Raw genomic sequence first — 16,738 nt, 5'->3', positions numbered from 1 at the left:
TCGATGACATAATCCTTAGAGAACTAAGGTGATAAAATGATTTTTGAAAGGCTGGTTGATTCAGTGTATGCTTCTAAATCTCCGCTGTTGGATAAATTATGTTAAACGATTAGTTAAATTTAATAATGTAGATTGTATTGTTAAGATTTATTTCACTACTTTGCACCAATATCGGACTTAGTTCTCTAAGAACTTATATATTGTTTAACTTTAAATTATCCGCACATGGATTTAGTATCATTGAAAAGAAAACGGAAATTGATTGTGATTCTGCCACTTTGCGCAAGTTTCATTAGCAGTTATCCGCTCTACGCCACCGCCGGTCCGGATGACACCCCGGTGTTGAAGATTACCCAAAGCACGCACCCATCCAAACGAACTGTCGAAGGAACTGTGTTTGATGCTTCTACAGGAGAGGTGTTGATTGGTGTAAACATCCGTATCAAAGGAACAACAAGCCAGGGTACTATCACAGACACTGAAGGTAGGTTCACAATCCCTGTTACAGGCAGTCAAACAGAGTTGTTATTTTCTTACATCGGTTATAAGGAACAGACAGTAGAGGTTGGCGATTTGGGAGTCCTCACTGTAAAAATGCAATCAGACAACGAAATGCTGGATGAAGTGGTTGTTGTAGGTGCCGGTACGCAGAAAAAAGTGTCGATTACAGGTGCTATTACATCAGTTGAAGGTATTACTTTAAAAACTCCGACTTCTTCGCTTACCAATTCTTTAGCCGGAAAATTGGCCGGTGTCATCTCGACTACCAGTACCGGTGAGCCCGGACAGGCTTCAGAGTTCTATATTCGGGGTATCAATACTTTCGGAGGGGTGGCAACTCCTTTGATCCTGCTCGACGGAGTAGAAATATCCAGTGGTGACCTGAATCGTATCCCGGCAGAGTCCATCGAAAGTTTTTCTTTACTGAAAGATGCATCGGCTACAGCCATCTACGGTAACCGAGGTGCCAATGGCGTTATGTTGGTTACAACTAAAAGTGGTGCTGAAAATTCGAAAACAACTGTCAACGTATCTTTGGAAACATCTTATTTCCAACCGATGAACAAAGTTGAATTCGCCAACGGTACCACGTTCATGCGAACCTATAACGAAGCAGAGCAAGCCCGCAGCCTCACACCGATTACCCCAAGATATTCGGAAGAACAGATTCTGAATACAATGAATGGAGTCAATCCATACATTTATCCGGATGTAGACTGGTACAAATTACTCTTCAAAGAGGGAAACTTTAACCAGCGCGCCAACATTAACGTGCAGGGCGGTGGTTCACGCGTCAAATATTATATGAGCTTGCAAGCTAACCACGATACGGGTTTACTCGATGCTCCATCCGATTACTACTACAATCCGAACATCAACAATTGGGAATACAATTTCCAGAACAACATCTCCTATAAGATGACCAGCACGACCACCATCGATATGAGAATGATGGCACAAATAGGAAACAGGAAGGGCCCCAATTACAGCACCTCAGACTTATACAAGAGCGTGATGGTAGCCAATCCGGTATCTTTCCCGGCTTATTTCCCGGCTCAAGACGGTGACGAACACATCCGTTTCGGTAACACACTGATCAAATCGGGAAAGTATGGACAAAACCCGTATGAATACATGATGAGTTCATTCAAGGAAAACAACTACAACACCTTGAATACCTCAATCGCCATCAATCAGGATTTCAGTTTCATCACCAAAGGGTTATCTGCCAAGGTGCTGGTAAATTTCAAAAACTATTCATCTTCTGACTACAACCGCACAATGGCATCCTACTTCTACGAAGCAAAAAACGGTTCTTATAACCCTGAAACAAACGAATACGAACTCACCCTGTTGCGAACAGGCGAAGACTTCGTCAAGCAATCGGACATCAGTAAAGCTGCCGACCAGACATTCTACCTTGATGCACGGCTGGATTGGAAACGTAGTTTCGGTTCTCATAACATGACAGCCATGTTCATGTATATGATGCGCGAATACCGGAACGGTGCCCTACCTAACCGTAACCAAGGTTATTCCGGTCGTCTTACCTATGATTATTCCAATAAATACTTGCTGGAGTTCAACTTCGGTTACAACGGTTCCGAACGTTTGGCTAAAGAAGACCGCTTCGAATTCTTCCCGGCAGCATCTGTAGGCTGGATAATCAGTAGCGAAAAATTCTGGGAACCCATCTCTGAATATGTTAATCACTTTAAAGTCAGAGGTTCTTACGGATTGGTTGGTAGCGATGCATTCAACAGCGGTGCACAACACTTTCTGTATCAAAACCAAGTGGGTATCGGTAACGGTAGCAGCTATACCACAGGCTTACCGACAAACTCAATCGAACGTAGCGGACACTCTTTCAATATATTGGCCGTACAAAATGCAGGATGGGAACACGTTAAGAAATTAGATATCGGTACCGACATCTCACTCTTCAACCAGGTAAACATCACATTCGATTATTTCCATGATCATCGCGACCGTATATTGATGAAACGTGCTTCCTTCCCCAAGATACTGGGATACTGGGGTTCTACCCCTTGGAGTAACATCGGAGAAGTGATAAACCAAGGCGTCGAATTAAGTGTTAACTGGAATAAACAAATAGGTAAAGACTGGATTGTGGATTTCCGCGGAAACTTCACTTATAACCAGAATGAATACAAATACGTAGACGAACCGGATTATCCTTACGTGTGGCAGACCGATACAGGGAAACCGCTGAACACCTTGAAAGGTTACATAGCAGAAGGTTTATTCACAAGCCAGGAAGAAATAGACAATTGGGCAGACCAATCACAACTGGGTGCCAACATCATGCCGGGTGACATCAAATACCGGGATATAAACGGGGACGGACAAATCACTTCGGAAGACAAAGTCTTACTGTCTACCTACAATAATATGCCTCGTATCCAATACGGTTTGGGATTGAATGTCAGATACAAGAAAATCGATTTCGGTGTATTCTTCAACGGTTCGGCTAAACGCAAAATTATGATTAACTCCGGTTACGCTCCCTTTATCTCGGCTGGCGGTGATGGCGACAACTCCGAAACTCTGCCCCGTAACCTGATGCAGTGGATTGCCGACGAACACTGGTCTGTGGACAATCCCAACCCCAACGCCACCTATCCGCGTTTAGGCACTACCGATGCCGACATATCCAACAACACGCAAGAAAGCTCTTACTGGTTACGTAACGGGAACTTCCTGCGATTCAAAACATTGGAAGTCGGTTACAATTTCCCACATTGCCGTGTTTACTTCACAGGAGATAACCTGGCCGTTTTCAGTCCGTTCAAATTGTGGGATCCGGAACTTTCATGGAACGCTTATCCGTTACAGCGTACCTTTAATTTGGGAGTTCAACTTAGATTTTAAAAATACAACACACAATAAAGATATAAATATATGAAATTCATACAAAAAACCAATCGACTAATAAAAGCATCATTGTCGATATGCCTGCTGGGATTATCCGCGTGCAGTTATCTGGACGTTATTCCGCCGGCACAACCAGATTACGATGACACGATGAAAGATGAGGCCACTACATTAAGTTTTTTATTCACGGCCTATTCTTACATACCCGGTACGAATCCTTTCATCTATCAGCATATTGAAAACTCGGCAGACGAAATGGTACATCCCAAAGATTGGGGTGTAGAGGAGCAGCAAATGTTATTTGGAACCATATCCCCCTCATCTGATCCAGCCAAGTGGGAAGATATTTACAATTATATCGGTTACGTCCATTATTTCATGGAACAATTGGAGTTGTTACACCCCGTAGGTGTCACGGAAGAGGATAAAAACCAATACCGGGCCGAAGCTTATTTCCTGGAAGCCTACTACCATTTCCGGGCATTAGAAGCATTCGGCCCCTGTCCGATCATTCCGGCAAAAGTCGACCAAAACATCTCGAAAGACGACATTCCGGGACGTTCTCACTTCGATTACTGCGTCGATTACATCGTAGACAAATTGGATGAAGCAGCAAAGGTACTTCCCGTAAAACGTGAGACAGCCGACCTGGGACGTGCCGATGCCACTATTTGCAAATCTCTGAAAGCGCGAGTTCTGTTGTATGCAGCTTCTCCATTATGGAACGGTTCGTTCTACAATAAAAATTGGCGGAACCTGAACTACGAAACACCCGGATACGGAACAGAATTGGTTAGCTCCACTTACGACAAAACGAAATGGGACCGTGCTCTGACTGCTTGTAAAGAAGCCCTGCAAGCTGCCACAGATGCAGGTTATGAATTATTCGATATCGAAACAGCCAATGCGATTGCCGACCGTATGAAAATACCGTTGCCATTTATTCCCGGCCTGGAAGAAGACACGGAGAAAAACCGTGAATTCAAAGAACGTGTCCGTATGTTTCAGTATTTGTCTACAGCTACCGAAGGTGACAACAACAAAGAAATCATCTGGGGACAGATTGTATCGAGCAGCGGACTGGGAGAAGTAAACCCGAACATCAGCCGCATGCCTGAAAGAAGCATAAAAAAGAGTGACGGCAGTTGGGCCGGAGGTTATTCAGGTTGGGCTCCCACTTTAAATGCGGTAAAGCGTTTCTATACCGTAAACGGTGAAACTCCGGAAAACGATAAAAACTTCTACCCGGAAAGTAAGTGGTATGAACGTTACTACGAAGGAACTTCAAGTCCTGAACTGGAAACAGATGGTCTGGATAAAGAAGACGTTAAAAATGACATCATCAAATTCAATGTTCACCGTGAAGCCCGCTACTATGCATGGATTGCATTCGACGGCGGTCAATATTCACCTGTTATGGTAAATAACCAACCTCTATGGTTAAACTTTAAGAATTCCAACACCAATGGTTACAGACCCGGTTTACGCAATGTGTCAGGTACCGGTTTCCTGACAAAAAAGTTCATCACACCGGATCTTATCTATAACACCTCCGGCGGACTTAGCGGAAGCCGTATACGGGCACCTTTCATCCGTTTGGCGGAACTGTATTTGAATTTAGCAGAATGTTATGCAGCTCTGGAGCAGACAGACGATGCACTCAAACAATTGAATGTCATCCGCAAACGTGCGGGTATCAAAGAACTTACCAGTTCAGATTTGTCAACAATGAGCCTAACCGAATGGATCCGCAACGAACGTTTCGTCGAACTGTATCAGGAAGGCCACCGTTATTACGATGTACGTCGTTGGACTATCGCTCCCGAAGTTCTGAAAGCCGGTGAACGCTACGGACTGAACGGTATGACCACTGACCCTTCGTTTGAAGAGTTCAACAAACCGACGCTGATAAACCAGCCGATCAAGTGGGATAACAAACAGTATCTGGCTCCTATCCTAAACAGTGAGATATATAGTAATCCGCAATTGGTACAAGCTCCCGGTTATTAATCTAAAAAACAATTTGTATGAAAACAAAACTAATATTGGCGGCAGGAGCTTTAATCATATTAGGAGCCTGCAACGAATCAAAATATGAATTGGAGAATTTGGTTCCGGAACAATACCATAAAGTAATGTATATAAACAATTCCGGCACAAAAGATTTGACCTTATACAACACAGGTGAAGACAATACATACAACCTCTCCATTTACAAAGGCGGAAGCGAACCGGGATTAACAGCCAACGTTAATATCGGTGTGTTACCACAGGAAACCGTCGACAGTGAATATAGTTTGCCGGAGGGAGTAAACTATAAGGTCATAAGCCCGGAATGTTATTCTTTCGAAGCTACCCAGCTTAGCTTTGCATCCGAAGAGCGTTTCAAAAACGTGACGGTCTCCATCAATGTGCCGAACGTTGAAAAGATTATGGCTAATAATCCCGAAGCTACATGTGTGTTACCTTTGTACATTTACAGTGAGACTGATTCCATAAATGTGAATAAGGACGAAGTATTTCTCAAAATAACGCAGGTACTCACACCGACATTAGGTTTCACAACCACCGATCTCACTTATAAACCATACACAATCGGTTTTACAACTGAAACAGCCGAAATAGACTTCGGACTCGATACAGACAATAAGTGGGATATCGACTGCCAATTCGAAGTAGATGCCAATTATGTGGATGAATACAATGCTAAAAACGGAACCTCTTTCGTAGCCTTACCAGACGATTGTTATTCATTTGAGAAAAGCATGACACTTGCTAGCGGAGTAACTACTGAAAAAATGGTCGTTACGATTAATGGAAGCAGCCTGCAACCCATCGACTATATGTTGCCTGTACGACTTAAGGAAGCATCGCTGTTCGAAGTTTCCGAAAAAGCCTTGTATCCGTTGGCTATCCGTATTGTCGGTAAGGAATTCGACCGCTCAAGCTGGTCCATTACTGCCAATACCGAAGAAAAGAGTGGCGAAGGTGTTGGTAACGGTGTCGCAACAAGCCTGTTAGATGGCAATATCAACACATTCTGGCACTCACAGTGGCAAGGTGGTTCAATCAATCTGCCTCACGAACTGGTAGTCGATGTCAAGGAAGTTGTTACCTTCTCCCACATCGGATTGACGGAAAGACAACATGCTCAATACAAAGACGTAAAAGCCGGTGAATTCTTCGTTAGCTCCGACAAGCAGACATGGACTTCTGTCGGCAAATTTAAAGCAGAACAGGTATACGAAAACCAAATATTCCCCATAACTCCAACGAAAGGACGTTATTTCAAAATACAAATCACCGAAAGCAACAGAGAGCAGAACTCATCTCTCGCCGAGATTTATGCCTATGGTATAAAATAACCTCATATGAAACAGGTTATAGGACCTGCGATAGAGGGGCTATCCACTTTTGGATAGCCCCTCTTGTTTATTTCGATAATAATTCGCACTTATCATTGCATAAATAAAACACAAACAAAGGCACAGGAAAAACTTATAGACAAAAAGGCTTTTGATGGGATTTAGCAAAGACTATTTTACTGTTACAGTTTGCATGCACCAATTTATTTTGATGAAAAAGTAAAAAACCTCATCTTTCTGCTAGGGTAAAATCAAAAAAAGTTGTTCTTCCTATAAAACAATCTTTGCTAACTTCAAATATAGTATGAAAAAAAGCACTGTATTCGACACTGTTTGGCCTTATCTGATGCTCATATCAATAGTTATATTGGTATATAGCCCAGTAATAAACCACGATTTCCTATATCAATGGGATGATCAATGGGTTGTGATAAATCATTACACCACAGGAGGTATACATATTCATAATTTATGGCATATATTAACTAATTTTTATCATGGGCAATATGCTCCTTTTAATGAATTAAATTACTTATTACTGTATACTTTCTTTGGCTATAACCCTTTATTTTTTCATATAGCTAGTCTATGCTGGCATTTAGTCAATGTTTGTTTAGTTTATCGATTCTTTATTGTGCTATTGAGTAAAAGTAATACCTACGTTAAATATAATACTAGAACTATAGCTTTTTTCACTGCATTATTATGGGGTATCCACCCCGTCAATGTGGAATCTGTAGCATGGCTTAGTGCCTCTAAAGTTTTAATATATACATTTTTCTATTTACTTTCTTTGCTTTGTTATTTAAAATATATACAAAATCGACGAAACTCATATTTTCTGCTAACACTTTTTTTCTTTATCTGTTCATTCTTAGGAAAAGAACAAGCTGTCACATTACCAGTTTGTTTACTTCTCATAGATTATTTTGTTGACAAAGATTTTCATGACAAAGAGCTATGGTTAGAAAAAATTTCTTTTTTCTCTTTGTCTGTATTAGGAGGAATTCTAACAATTCTTTCACAAGGAAACGGAGAAGAAGAACTTGTTTACTCATTAGACTACCGCATTTTATTTGCTTGTTATACAACATTCGAATATATAATAAAATCATTTTTACCTATAAATTTATCGTACATATATCCATTTCCTGTATTACCAGAAGAGGCAATTCCTCTACGCTTATGGTTTTATCCTATTATTGTATTGACAGGATCAGGGATGTTGTTAGTTTATAGGAAAAATAAAATTGCAATGTTTTCCATTTTATTTCTGATCCTACATGTCGCAGTAGCCCTACATCTAATTTCAATATCCCGTTTTACCATAGTAGCCGATCGCTATCTTTATTTAGGATGTGCAGGTATTTCTTTTCTGACTGTTTGGATTGTTTTTTATTTCATCCAATCCTTGTCTGATAAATGGAAAAAGCTGTTTGTTTCAGTTTGCTTTACTTTTTATCTAATTTACTTAGGCAGCTACTGTTTCTCCTATACAAAGACTTGGAAAGATACAGATACATTAAAAAGTCATGTAAGAAAACTAATTAAAAATAGAGATAATAGGTCTCCCATTAAAAAGTATGGAGAGCCATTTAATAATAACGAATAAATAATTGTTATGAAAAAGAAAAAAGTATTTGTAACATTTGGAGCAATAGTTCTAATGTTAGGTTTGGCAATGAATGTTCAGTATGCACTGGCTGATTACGGTATTGAAACAAATTCTTTGCCGATTATGGTATTAGCTCAATCCGGAGGAGGTAATAGTACCAGTGCAAATGATTATGGACATCAACATCAAGAAGGGATAAAATGTAGTATCGAAACAGTTAATGGTAGTACTACTACTATAAAAACTACTACAGGAGACCATTATTGGTGTGATGACACTAATTTGGTTGAGAGATGCGTGAATTATAATCCATGCGATGGATTTTATTGAAAATGAATAGTATCAGCCGATGGGTTATTCCCATCGGCTGACTCTATAAACATCAAATCACTTAGATAAAAGATTATGAATAAACAATTTATCTTATTTTGTATTATAATACCATTTTTATTTTCTTGCAAAAAAGAAAAAGAGAAATCTGTGACTACTGAGAAAGATCAGTCTGAAGTATCTCTGCTTGCTCCATCACTGGAAAATGTAAAAGAAATAAAATTGAATCCCCATGGAAAAGGTTATTTCTATGATGAATTGATAGATAGTGTTTCTTTCGTAAAACTGGAGACTACGGATGAGAACCTGATTGGTCATATAAACTATTTATTATTTACAAAAGATAATATTATTGCTGTGGACAGAGGAAACTCAAAGACAGTCACTGTTTATGATAAACAAGGACGTTTTTTGAACAAAGTTTCACGTTTGGGACAAGCACCGGATGAATATGCATTTTTAAGTTATGTGACCTTAACTCCCGATAGTTCTCAACTAGTAATCATGAGTACCGGGAGCAAAGCTTTGAAGTATTTTTATATTAATGATAATGGAGGACAACTAGCAGGCTCCTCTTTAGCAAAAACAGAACATCACCCCTATACATTCTCTAATATGGAATTTATAACGGATCAGCTCGTAATTGGCTATTACGATGCAGGCAATGAAATTCCAGGGACGACAGATAAACCAACATTTATAATAACGGATTTGGATGGAAAAGTATATTATTCGCAATACAACAGTTATTATAGTAATAAATTCCACTATTCCACGGGGTATCCCCTTCATAGATTTGGCTCAAATATTTATTTTAATCCTCCTTTCAATGATACTATATTTGAAGTTAGTAAAAATAGCTTTAGAGCAAAATATGCATTTAATATAGCAGGGGATAGCCATTTGCATATCGATGAGGCAACTACTGATAATGATTTTAGAGAACAAATGAGAAAAACCAATTATTTCAATAGTCATTTTATTGATTTAAAAGATGTTGCTGTTTTTCATTACATGAGTAATGTCGATTATTTAACGTGGGGAGTATATGTAAAATCAGAGGATATAACCTATGAAAATAATGGAAAATGCAAAAATCCACTATTTAGCTTTTTCCATATTCCTTGGTTTTATTATGGAGATAATACAATCGTAGTTCCGGTTAGCGCCAGCAAGATTGTGTCAGCTAGAAATGATATACTCAAAAAATGCGATTCAAAGTTAGCTAAATTATTATTAGACGGTCTTACAGAAGATGATAATCCTGTCTTATTGTTTTACCACATGAAAACAAAGATAAAATAAATATGTATAGAATAACATTAATAATATTGTCTTTAGCGTTTATAGGTATGTCTACTATCACGTTTTATTTGATAAAAGAGAATAAATCGGAATATATGGATGTTAATAAATTTCAACATGCTTCATCTTCCGGAAATACAGCTGAAGCGATACAGCAGGCATTTATCATACAAACACTAAATAGTAATACAAAACTTAATGACAAAGTGATAAGAGATCTATCAGGTAATGAAATTTTACTTAGCGATGCTATAGGAGGTAAATCCCTCTTATTTATTCGTTTTTCAGAACACAACTGTAATGAATGTATAACTTATATATTGAATAAAGTCAGGCGATTATCTGTGCAAAAAGGGTATTCTGACAAGATTATTTTACTTGCCACTTATAAAGAAGTACGAAATTTAAAAATACTGATAAAAGATATGCAACTTACATTTCCTGTTTATTTAATAGATGGACTCAATATTCCTTGTGAGGAGATAAATTATCCTTATTGTTTTGTCAGTGATAGTTCATTGCTAGCAAATCAAGTATTCATTCCAGATAGAAGCGAGTCAAAAATGACAAACCTTTATTTCGACCTTATAGAGATAAAATATTTTACTACAAAAATACAAAATGCAATAAATTGAGTAGAAACTAAAGAAATTCATATCTTCTATTTATATTTGCAAATGATATGCAGAGAGGCAAAGCGTTGCCGGATGCAACTTATTAGCAAAACATAAGCGTTTAAAGATATTATCCTGTATCTGAAATCTCGACAATTTCAACAACTCTGGGTAATAGACAACAAAACGCTCATGTTCTTTTTCTTGTTATACACTGACAGGTATATTATGTACTTGTGTATTCAGGATAAAGAGCGTGAGTCTGTTGTTTATATCAGAGTTGTGGGCAGTCGAGAGCCTCAGATGCAGATATATCAACAGTTCTCACGCTTCCTTTATATAAAAACCATCCACTTCGGGAACTGATGGATAAAACTCCATTTGGATTATGGGCCGATCACTTCTAATACAGCAACTAAAGGATGGCAATGAAAAAGTCTTTGAACAGATAGTTAAATCCTACTGGCCTCGTTTATATGCATTTGCCAATATTTATGTGATAAACAAAGAGGCTGCAAAAGAGATTGTGCAGGATACATTTCTGGTTCTTTGGAGCCAAAGGAAGTATCTGGAAGATAATACCTGCCTGATCACTTATCTGATGGTAGTCGGTCGTAATAAATGTCTAAACTATTTAAAGAGCCTGCAACTGCATACAATACCGATAGATGATCTGAATGAATATACCGTTTATCAAAGAAGCAATGTATATGTTCTTGAAGATGATTCACTGGAAATACTTATCACAAAGGAGTTGGCTCAGGCAATAGCAACCTCTTTAGAAAAATTACCAGCGCAGACCAAAGAGATTTTTATGCTAAGCCTATATAACGGACTCAAGAATAAAGAAATTGCAGACCAATTAGGCATTTCAACAAAAAGCGTTGAATATCATATTAAAAACGCCTTAAAGCAACTAAAAAGCGATCTTATAAAAGACTATTTTACTATTGCTATTTGCATCCTTCAATTTATTTTGATGAAAAAGTAAAAAAACTTCATTCTCATGCTAGGGTAAAATCAAAAAAAGTTGTTCTTCATATATAATATATATAGTAAACTTTAAACACATACCATTGTTGATAAATATTTAATTATTAATACATTACCCCATACTAAAAAAAAAGATTATGAAAACATTCGTTTTAGAAATAGTCAATAAATGTATTATAAGTCTTTCATTTATTACGCTATTAATTTCATGTCAATATTCTCAGAAATACACGAAAGAGTTTATTTATAAAGATTTTAATAAATTTACTCCAATTGAAAACACTGTGATCAGGATAGATGTTTCTACTGCCAAATCATTATCTTATAGAGATTTTATTGATAGTTTTGTTGATAGTATTTGTTTTTTACAATTATCATCTAAAGAATTAATAGGAGAGATAACAACACTTCATATTTTTGAAGATAGAATATTTATTTTGGATCAATTTGTGGCAAAAAAAGTTTTTATATTTAACATGAAAGGAGATTTGATCCGTGTAATAGATAATCAAGGGGGAGGTCCAAATGAATATCTGAGGCTAGGAGGAATAAATATTAATACGACGTCTAAGGAACTTATTATAGCAGATGAAGGATATCCAAAATTTCTTTATTATAGTTTAGATGGAGATCTGATCCGGGAAACTCAAGCAATTCCAAATGTTTTCTTTTATCCGGAAATGGATAATTCTTTTTATAATTGTGTTGGATATAAACAATTAAAAAATGAAACAGATCAATACCACACATTGTTATTCTCTAGGGATACAGTAGTGTTAAATGCAGGATTCACCTTTTATCCGATCCAACAGGATGCTATGGTTAGCAATCCTTTTAATAAGAATACATTAGATGAGCTATTATATATTCCATTTCTGAGTGATACAGTTTATCATCTGTTGGGCAATCAATCTTATCAAGCAAAGTATGTAATAAACCAAACAAAAAGTTTGTGGGATAAAAAAAATGAATTCCTATCTAGCATAGAACAGAGTGACCTTATTTTGGATAAAAATTATACTACTTTAGGAAGTCAATTTCTTGAAAATAATGATTTTTGTTGTTTCTCTATAAGTTTAGCCTCTAAAGGACGAGTACTTTCACGCCCTTATTATTATAACAAAAAGGATAGAAGTACTTTTTACTACGATTCTGAAAAGACATTCAATAAAACAGATCCATTTAAAAATAGACTTTATATAATTGCAAATCCACAATGTGTATATAAGGACTATTTTGTGTCATCATTTAATCCTACTCCTGTATCGAATGATTCTGCATTATTCAACAAGTATTTTCTTGAAATCATGAATGCAGCAGATGATAATACTAATCCAGTACTTGTTTTTTATAAATTTAACAACAGGTATGAGTAAGGCATTGTATATATTTTATGTTTTAGTTTTGACTATTATATTCTTTATTTTGAATAATAATCTTGACAAAAAAACATATTATACTGTGAACCAAAGAAATACACAAATCCATTTTTTTTATTTTATATCCTAATATGAATACTTCTAATTTTTTATGCCAGATGCAAAATACCACTGCTAACAAGGCAATATAGTGAAGGAACAAAGTGCCTAATATGTAATTCTCAATAATATGGAACAACTTATATCCAAATTCCTCTGTTTCTCCCTGGTTGGCCTACTAGGTATGGTCATTGATTTTACTGTAACATATATCTGTAAAGAACATCTGAGATGGCAAAAGTATCTGTCAAATACATTAGGTTTTCTGACTGCTGTTTGCTCCAATTTCATATTTAACCGATCTTGGACATTTGAGAGCCAAAATCCGGCAATAGGAAAAGAGTTTGCGACTTTTACATTTGTATCATTGATTGGGTTAATGATAAATAGTGCAGCTTTATGGTTGTTGTATCAACGTCTGAAAGTTCCTTTCTATTATGCCAAAGTAGTAGCTACAGGAATAACAGTCGTATGGAATTTCTTTGCTAATCTATGTTTTATATTTAATGAATCTTGCCCGTGAAGAAGGGGCGTTTTTTAGTAGAAGAACGGAGCTCTAAAGAGGAAGAGCAGAGTATCAGTTTCCGGAGAGGAAAAAATCTCAATAGATGCGAATATTAAACGATTACGCCAGATCATTCAAATAAAACACTTAAAAACAAAGTAGAAACTAAACTTCTGTTTATATTTGCAAATGATATGCAGAGAGGCAAGGCGTTGCCGGATGCAACTTATTAGCAAAACATAAGCGTTTAAAGATATTATCCTAACAATGAAATCTCGACAATTTCAATCTTCATGGATAATAGACAACAAAACGCTCATGTTCTTTTCCTTGTTATACATCGACAGGTATGTTATATACTTGTGTATTCAGGATAAAGAGCGTGAGTCTGTTGTTTATATCATGAAGATGGGCAGTCGAGAGCCTCATTGTTAGATATATCAACAGTTCTCACGCTTCCTTTATATAAACTATCCACTTCGGGAACTGATGGATAAAACTCCATTGGACTATGGACCGATCTTTTCTAATACAGCAACTAAAGGATGGCAATGAAAAAGTCTTTGAACAGATAGTTAAATCCTACTGGCCTCGTTTATATGCATTTGCCAATATTTATGTGATAAACAAAGAGGCTGCAAAAGAGATTGTGCAGGATACATTTCTGGTTCTTTGGAGCCAAAGGAAGTATCTGGAAGATAATACCTGCCTGATCACTTATCTGATGGTAGTCGGTCGTAATAAATGTCTAAACTATTTAAAGAGCCTGCAACTGCATACAATACCGATAGATGATCTGAATGAATATACCGTTTATCAAAGAAGCAATGTATATGTTCTTGAAGATGATTCACTGGAAATACTTATCACAAAGGAATTGGCTCAGGCAATAACAACTTCTTTAGAAAAATTACCAACACAGACCAAAGAGATTTTTATGCTAAGCCGATATAACGGACTCAAGAATAAAGAAATTGCAGACCAGTTAGGCATTTCAACAAAAAGCGTTGAATATCATATTACAAATACATTAAAACAATTAAAAAACGATCTTATGAAAGACTATTTTACTATTGCCATTTATATCCTTCAATTTATTTTGATGAAAAAGTAAAAAACGTTCTCTTCCTGTTAGAGTAAAATTATAAAGAAAAGAGCAGGGCCTCCCGTCGGAAACCCTGCTCATCTTTTTCCTGTACAGGAAATCAACATCACATCTCATCAAAAAGCAAATCTAACCCCGAACTGTACCGATGCACAGAGTGGCTGCTCTTTCCGGATCGTCTCAACCACACTCTTATCATCAAAATAATAGGCGATGCCGGGTTCGGCATAGATACTAACGGGTTTTGCTATATCATATTGTACCCCGAGCGATGCTAAGGCAGAGAACTGCACTTTATCAACATCAAGGTCTGTTTTACTTTTACGCTGACGGGTATTATTCAGATAATAATCCGTATTCAGACTCCCGTCCACACACATCTCCGCCATTGCCCCCGCAGAAGCGTAAAGAGATAAACGGTCTTTCTTCCAGATGGTATAATTCACTTTCACGGGTATTCCGAGATAGTGCAACCGCTGTTCCTGCTTGTAATAGTCACCTTCACCGGCAGTCAGTTCCGAAGAAAGGAAAGTGTAAACCAATCCGCTCTCCAGCGAAAAACGGTCACTGATCTTTTTCTTCACCGTCACACCTGCAGAAAGAGGGAAACGATGTTTCACCTTTGTCCCCGTCGGGCGCTGGTAATTTTCAGCAGCGATCTTCTCAAACATTGTAAAATCATCTGCATCCCGGAAGTAAGGAGCATTCGACGCCACATTTTTCATATAGTCGTCGAATGTCCCTGAACCCGGGTTATTATTCACACTTACATCCGAACGGGTTGCCGACATGCTGAACATCTGCAAACCTCCTGTGGCAGAGGTATTGCCGTTAAACATATTTCCGGCATATAAACCGAATGTCCATCCTTTCGGGGAAGAAGCAGCTTTCACCGGAACCGGTTCATAACTCTTCTCCGGAACATATTCGTACCGTCCGCTTTCCACTACCGAACGATTATTGTACGAATTATTTTCCACGACATTCTCTTCTGTTATCTCCGCATGAAAATAGGCAGAGATAGACATGTACACTTCCGACACCACCTGCGACAAGTCAGGCAATTCCGCTTCAACCTTTTTTACTTTAGCGACCAACGCCTTAGCGATCGGTTGCGGTTTTACAGGCTCAACAGGTACGACCGGTACAGGTGTAACAGTCGGATTCTCACTTTGTGGAACAGGAAGAACGATGTCCGACAAGACCGGTTCTATCTCCTTATCTATCCCCATAAAGTAAAGAGCAGAACCCAAAACTGCCAAAAAAGACACTGCTGCCGCCAACCAACGATAAGGGAAGCGACGAACTTCAGGAGCCGGAGCGAACGCAGCTTCCAGCCTCTCCCAGCCATCCTCCGGCAACGGCAAGCGGTATTCAACCGACCGATTCCGGTATTCCTCTATTAATTTATCTTCCATCTTCATCTTCTGGCTTCTTTCTGAATGTAATCGTTTACTTTCTTTATCAGCATTGCTTTCGCCCGGCACAACTGCGACGATGATGATCGTTCGTTTATGTGTAAAAGCTCGGCAATCTCTTTATGACTTCGTTCTTCAAATGTATATAAGTTAAACACAGTGCGATAGCCCGTCGGTAACTCCTGGACGAACTTCATCAGGACCGACGTCGGGATCTGTTCGATCTCCTCCGGAGGCTCTTCTTCTGTTTCAGCAATAATATCAAGGGGGACTACTTGTTTGAGGACGTCCTTTTTTCGAAGGTACTCCAATGCCGTATTTACAAATATACGGCTCATCCACGCTTTCAAACTCCCTTCTCCACGGTACGAAAAACTTGAGAAGGAGGAGAATACTTTCAAAAATCCGTCATGCAACAGATCGTAAGCTACGTCCATACCTCCTGTGTACCGGAAGCAGATGCTCAACATCTGTTCCGCATAAGTATCGTAGAGTTCTTTACGGGCTGCATTTGCACCCCGCATACACTGCTTTATCAGTTCTGCTTCACCCATCAACGCCGCGCGTGTTTATTATATAAATGTATTGACTGCGGGAATACTGCATGCGATTTC

At 38.1% G+C, this 16,738-nt stretch carries 13 protein-coding genes; 11 read left to right on the top strand and 2 right to left on the bottom strand.

All coding sequences use genetic code 11. The features are described 5' to 3' along the window. The first annotated feature begins 225 nt into the window (after positions 1-225). From DWW23_RS17435 to DWW23_RS17385, 11 genes are all read left to right on the top strand, one after another. Positions 226-3,393: a TonB-dependent receptor gene (locus DWW23_RS17435; RefSeq protein WP_122354559.1), complete on the top strand. Its 3,168-nt coding sequence runs from the start codon at positions 226-228 to the stop codon at positions 3,391-3,393. Positions 3,394-3,423: 30 nt separating this feature from the next. Continuing rightward, a complete protein-coding gene (locus tag DWW23_RS17430) occupies positions 3,424-5,406 on the top strand; it encodes a RagB/SusD family nutrient uptake outer membrane protein (RefSeq protein ID WP_122354557.1) in 1,983 nt (660 codons plus the stop codon). Between the two features lie 17 nt (positions 5,407-5,423). Further along, entirely contained in the window at positions 5,424-6,761 is a 1,338-nt protein-coding gene (locus DWW23_RS17425) for a BT_3987 domain-containing protein (protein WP_122354555.1), read from the top strand. A 304-nt stretch (positions 6,762-7,065) separates the two neighbouring features. Beyond that, positions 7,066-8,373 (top strand): hypothetical protein, encoded by a 1,308-nt coding sequence (locus tag DWW23_RS17420; protein WP_122354553.1) that lies wholly within the window; start codon positions 7,066-7,068, stop codon positions 8,371-8,373. Positions 8,374-8,382: 9 nt separating this feature from the next. Then, entirely contained in the window at positions 8,383-8,706 is a 324-nt protein-coding gene (locus DWW23_RS17415) for a hypothetical protein (RefSeq protein WP_233564377.1), read from the top strand. 75 nt (positions 8,707-8,781) lie between these two features. Then, positions 8,782-10,011 carry a 6-bladed beta-propeller gene (locus tag DWW23_RS17410; protein ID WP_122354551.1) on the top strand — a complete coding sequence of 410 codons (1,230 nt, stop codon included), beginning with the start codon at positions 8,782-8,784 and terminating at the stop codon, positions 10,009-10,011. Between the two features lie 2 nt (positions 10,012-10,013). After that, positions 10,014-10,646 carry a hypothetical protein gene (locus DWW23_RS17405; protein ID WP_122354549.1) on the top strand — a complete coding sequence of 211 codons (633 nt, stop codon included), beginning with the start codon at positions 10,014-10,016 and terminating at the stop codon, positions 10,644-10,646. Positions 10,647-11,013: 367 nt separating this feature from the next. After that, positions 11,014-11,616, top strand: coding sequence for an RNA polymerase sigma-70 factor (locus DWW23_RS17400; protein ID WP_122354547.1), 603 nt, complete (start codon positions 11,014-11,016; stop codon positions 11,614-11,616). A 139-nt stretch (positions 11,617-11,755) separates the two neighbouring features. Next, on the top strand, positions 11,756-12,994 hold the full coding sequence (locus DWW23_RS17395; RefSeq protein WP_122354545.1) for a 6-bladed beta-propeller: 1,239 nt from the start codon (positions 11,756-11,758) through the stop codon (positions 12,992-12,994). Between the two features lie 232 nt (positions 12,995-13,226). After that, positions 13,227-13,619, top strand: a complete 393-nt coding sequence (locus DWW23_RS17390; protein WP_122354543.1) for a GtrA family protein — start codon at positions 13,227-13,229, stop codon at positions 13,617-13,619. Between the two features lie 493 nt (positions 13,620-14,112). Beyond that, complete coding sequence (locus DWW23_RS17385) at positions 14,113-14,715, top strand: RNA polymerase sigma-70 factor (RefSeq protein ID WP_122354541.1); 603 nt, start codon at positions 14,113-14,115, stop codon at positions 14,713-14,715. Between the two features lie 107 nt (positions 14,716-14,822). Here DWW23_RS17385 and DWW23_RS17380 read toward each other — a convergent pair whose 3' ends face one another. Further along, entirely contained in the window at positions 14,823-16,130 is a 1,308-nt protein-coding gene (locus DWW23_RS17380) for an outer membrane beta-barrel protein (protein ID WP_122354539.1), read from the bottom strand. Further along, on the bottom strand, positions 16,127-16,678 hold the full coding sequence (locus DWW23_RS17375) for an RNA polymerase sigma factor (protein ID WP_122354537.1): 552 nt from the start codon (positions 16,676-16,678) through the stop codon (positions 16,127-16,129). Before DWW23_RS17375 ends, DWW23_RS17380 begins: the two co-directional genes overlap by 4 nt. Positions 16,679-16,738 lie beyond the last annotated feature (60 nt).

It is taken from the genome of Parabacteroides sp. AF14-59, assembly GCF_003479515.1.
Taxonomy (GTDB): Bacteria; Bacteroidota; Bacteroidia; order Bacteroidales; family Tannerellaceae; genus Parabacteroides; species Parabacteroides faecis.
Note: the sequence above shows the minus strand (reverse complement) of the source record. Positions and strands in the feature narration are given on the sequence as shown.

Bases quoted from the DNA above. Each gene is read 5' to 3' on its own strand.
- DWW23_RS17375 (WP_122354537.1), bottom strand. From the start codon at position 16,678: ATGGGTGAAGCAGAACTGATAAAGCAGTGTATGCGGGGTGCAAATGCA.
- DWW23_RS17395 (WP_122354545.1), top strand. From the start codon at position 11,756: ATGAAAACATTCGTTTTAGAAATAGTCAATAAATGTATTATAAGTCTT.
- DWW23_RS17425 (WP_122354555.1), top strand. From the start codon at position 5,424: ATGAAAACAAAACTAATATTGGCGGCAGGAGCTTTAATCATATTAGGA.
- DWW23_RS17420 (WP_122354553.1), top strand. From the start codon at position 7,066: ATGAAAAAAAGCACTGTATTCGACACTGTTTGGCCTTATCTGATGCTC.
- DWW23_RS17405 (WP_122354549.1), top strand. From the start codon at position 10,014: ATGTATAGAATAACATTAATAATATTGTCTTTAGCGTTTATAGGTATG.
- DWW23_RS17390 (WP_122354543.1), top strand. From the start codon at position 13,227: ATGGAACAACTTATATCCAAATTCCTCTGTTTCTCCCTGGTTGGCCTA.
- DWW23_RS17400 (WP_122354547.1), top strand. From the start codon at position 11,014: ATGGGCCGATCACTTCTAATACAGCAACTAAAGGATGGCAATGAAAAA.
- DWW23_RS17415 (WP_233564377.1), top strand. From the start codon at position 8,383: ATGAAAAAGAAAAAAGTATTTGTAACATTTGGAGCAATAGTTCTAATG.
- DWW23_RS17380 (WP_122354539.1), bottom strand. From the start codon at position 16,130: ATGAAGATGGAAGATAAATTAATAGAGGAATACCGGAATCGGTCGGTT.
- DWW23_RS17410 (WP_122354551.1), top strand. From the start codon at position 8,782: ATGAATAAACAATTTATCTTATTTTGTATTATAATACCATTTTTATTT.
- DWW23_RS17385 (WP_122354541.1), top strand. From the start codon at position 14,113: ATGGACCGATCTTTTCTAATACAGCAACTAAAGGATGGCAATGAAAAA.
- DWW23_RS17435 (WP_122354559.1), top strand. From the start codon at position 226: ATGGATTTAGTATCATTGAAAAGAAAACGGAAATTGATTGTGATTCTG.
- DWW23_RS17430 (WP_122354557.1), top strand. From the start codon at position 3,424: ATGAAATTCATACAAAAAACCAATCGACTAATAAAAGCATCATTGTCG.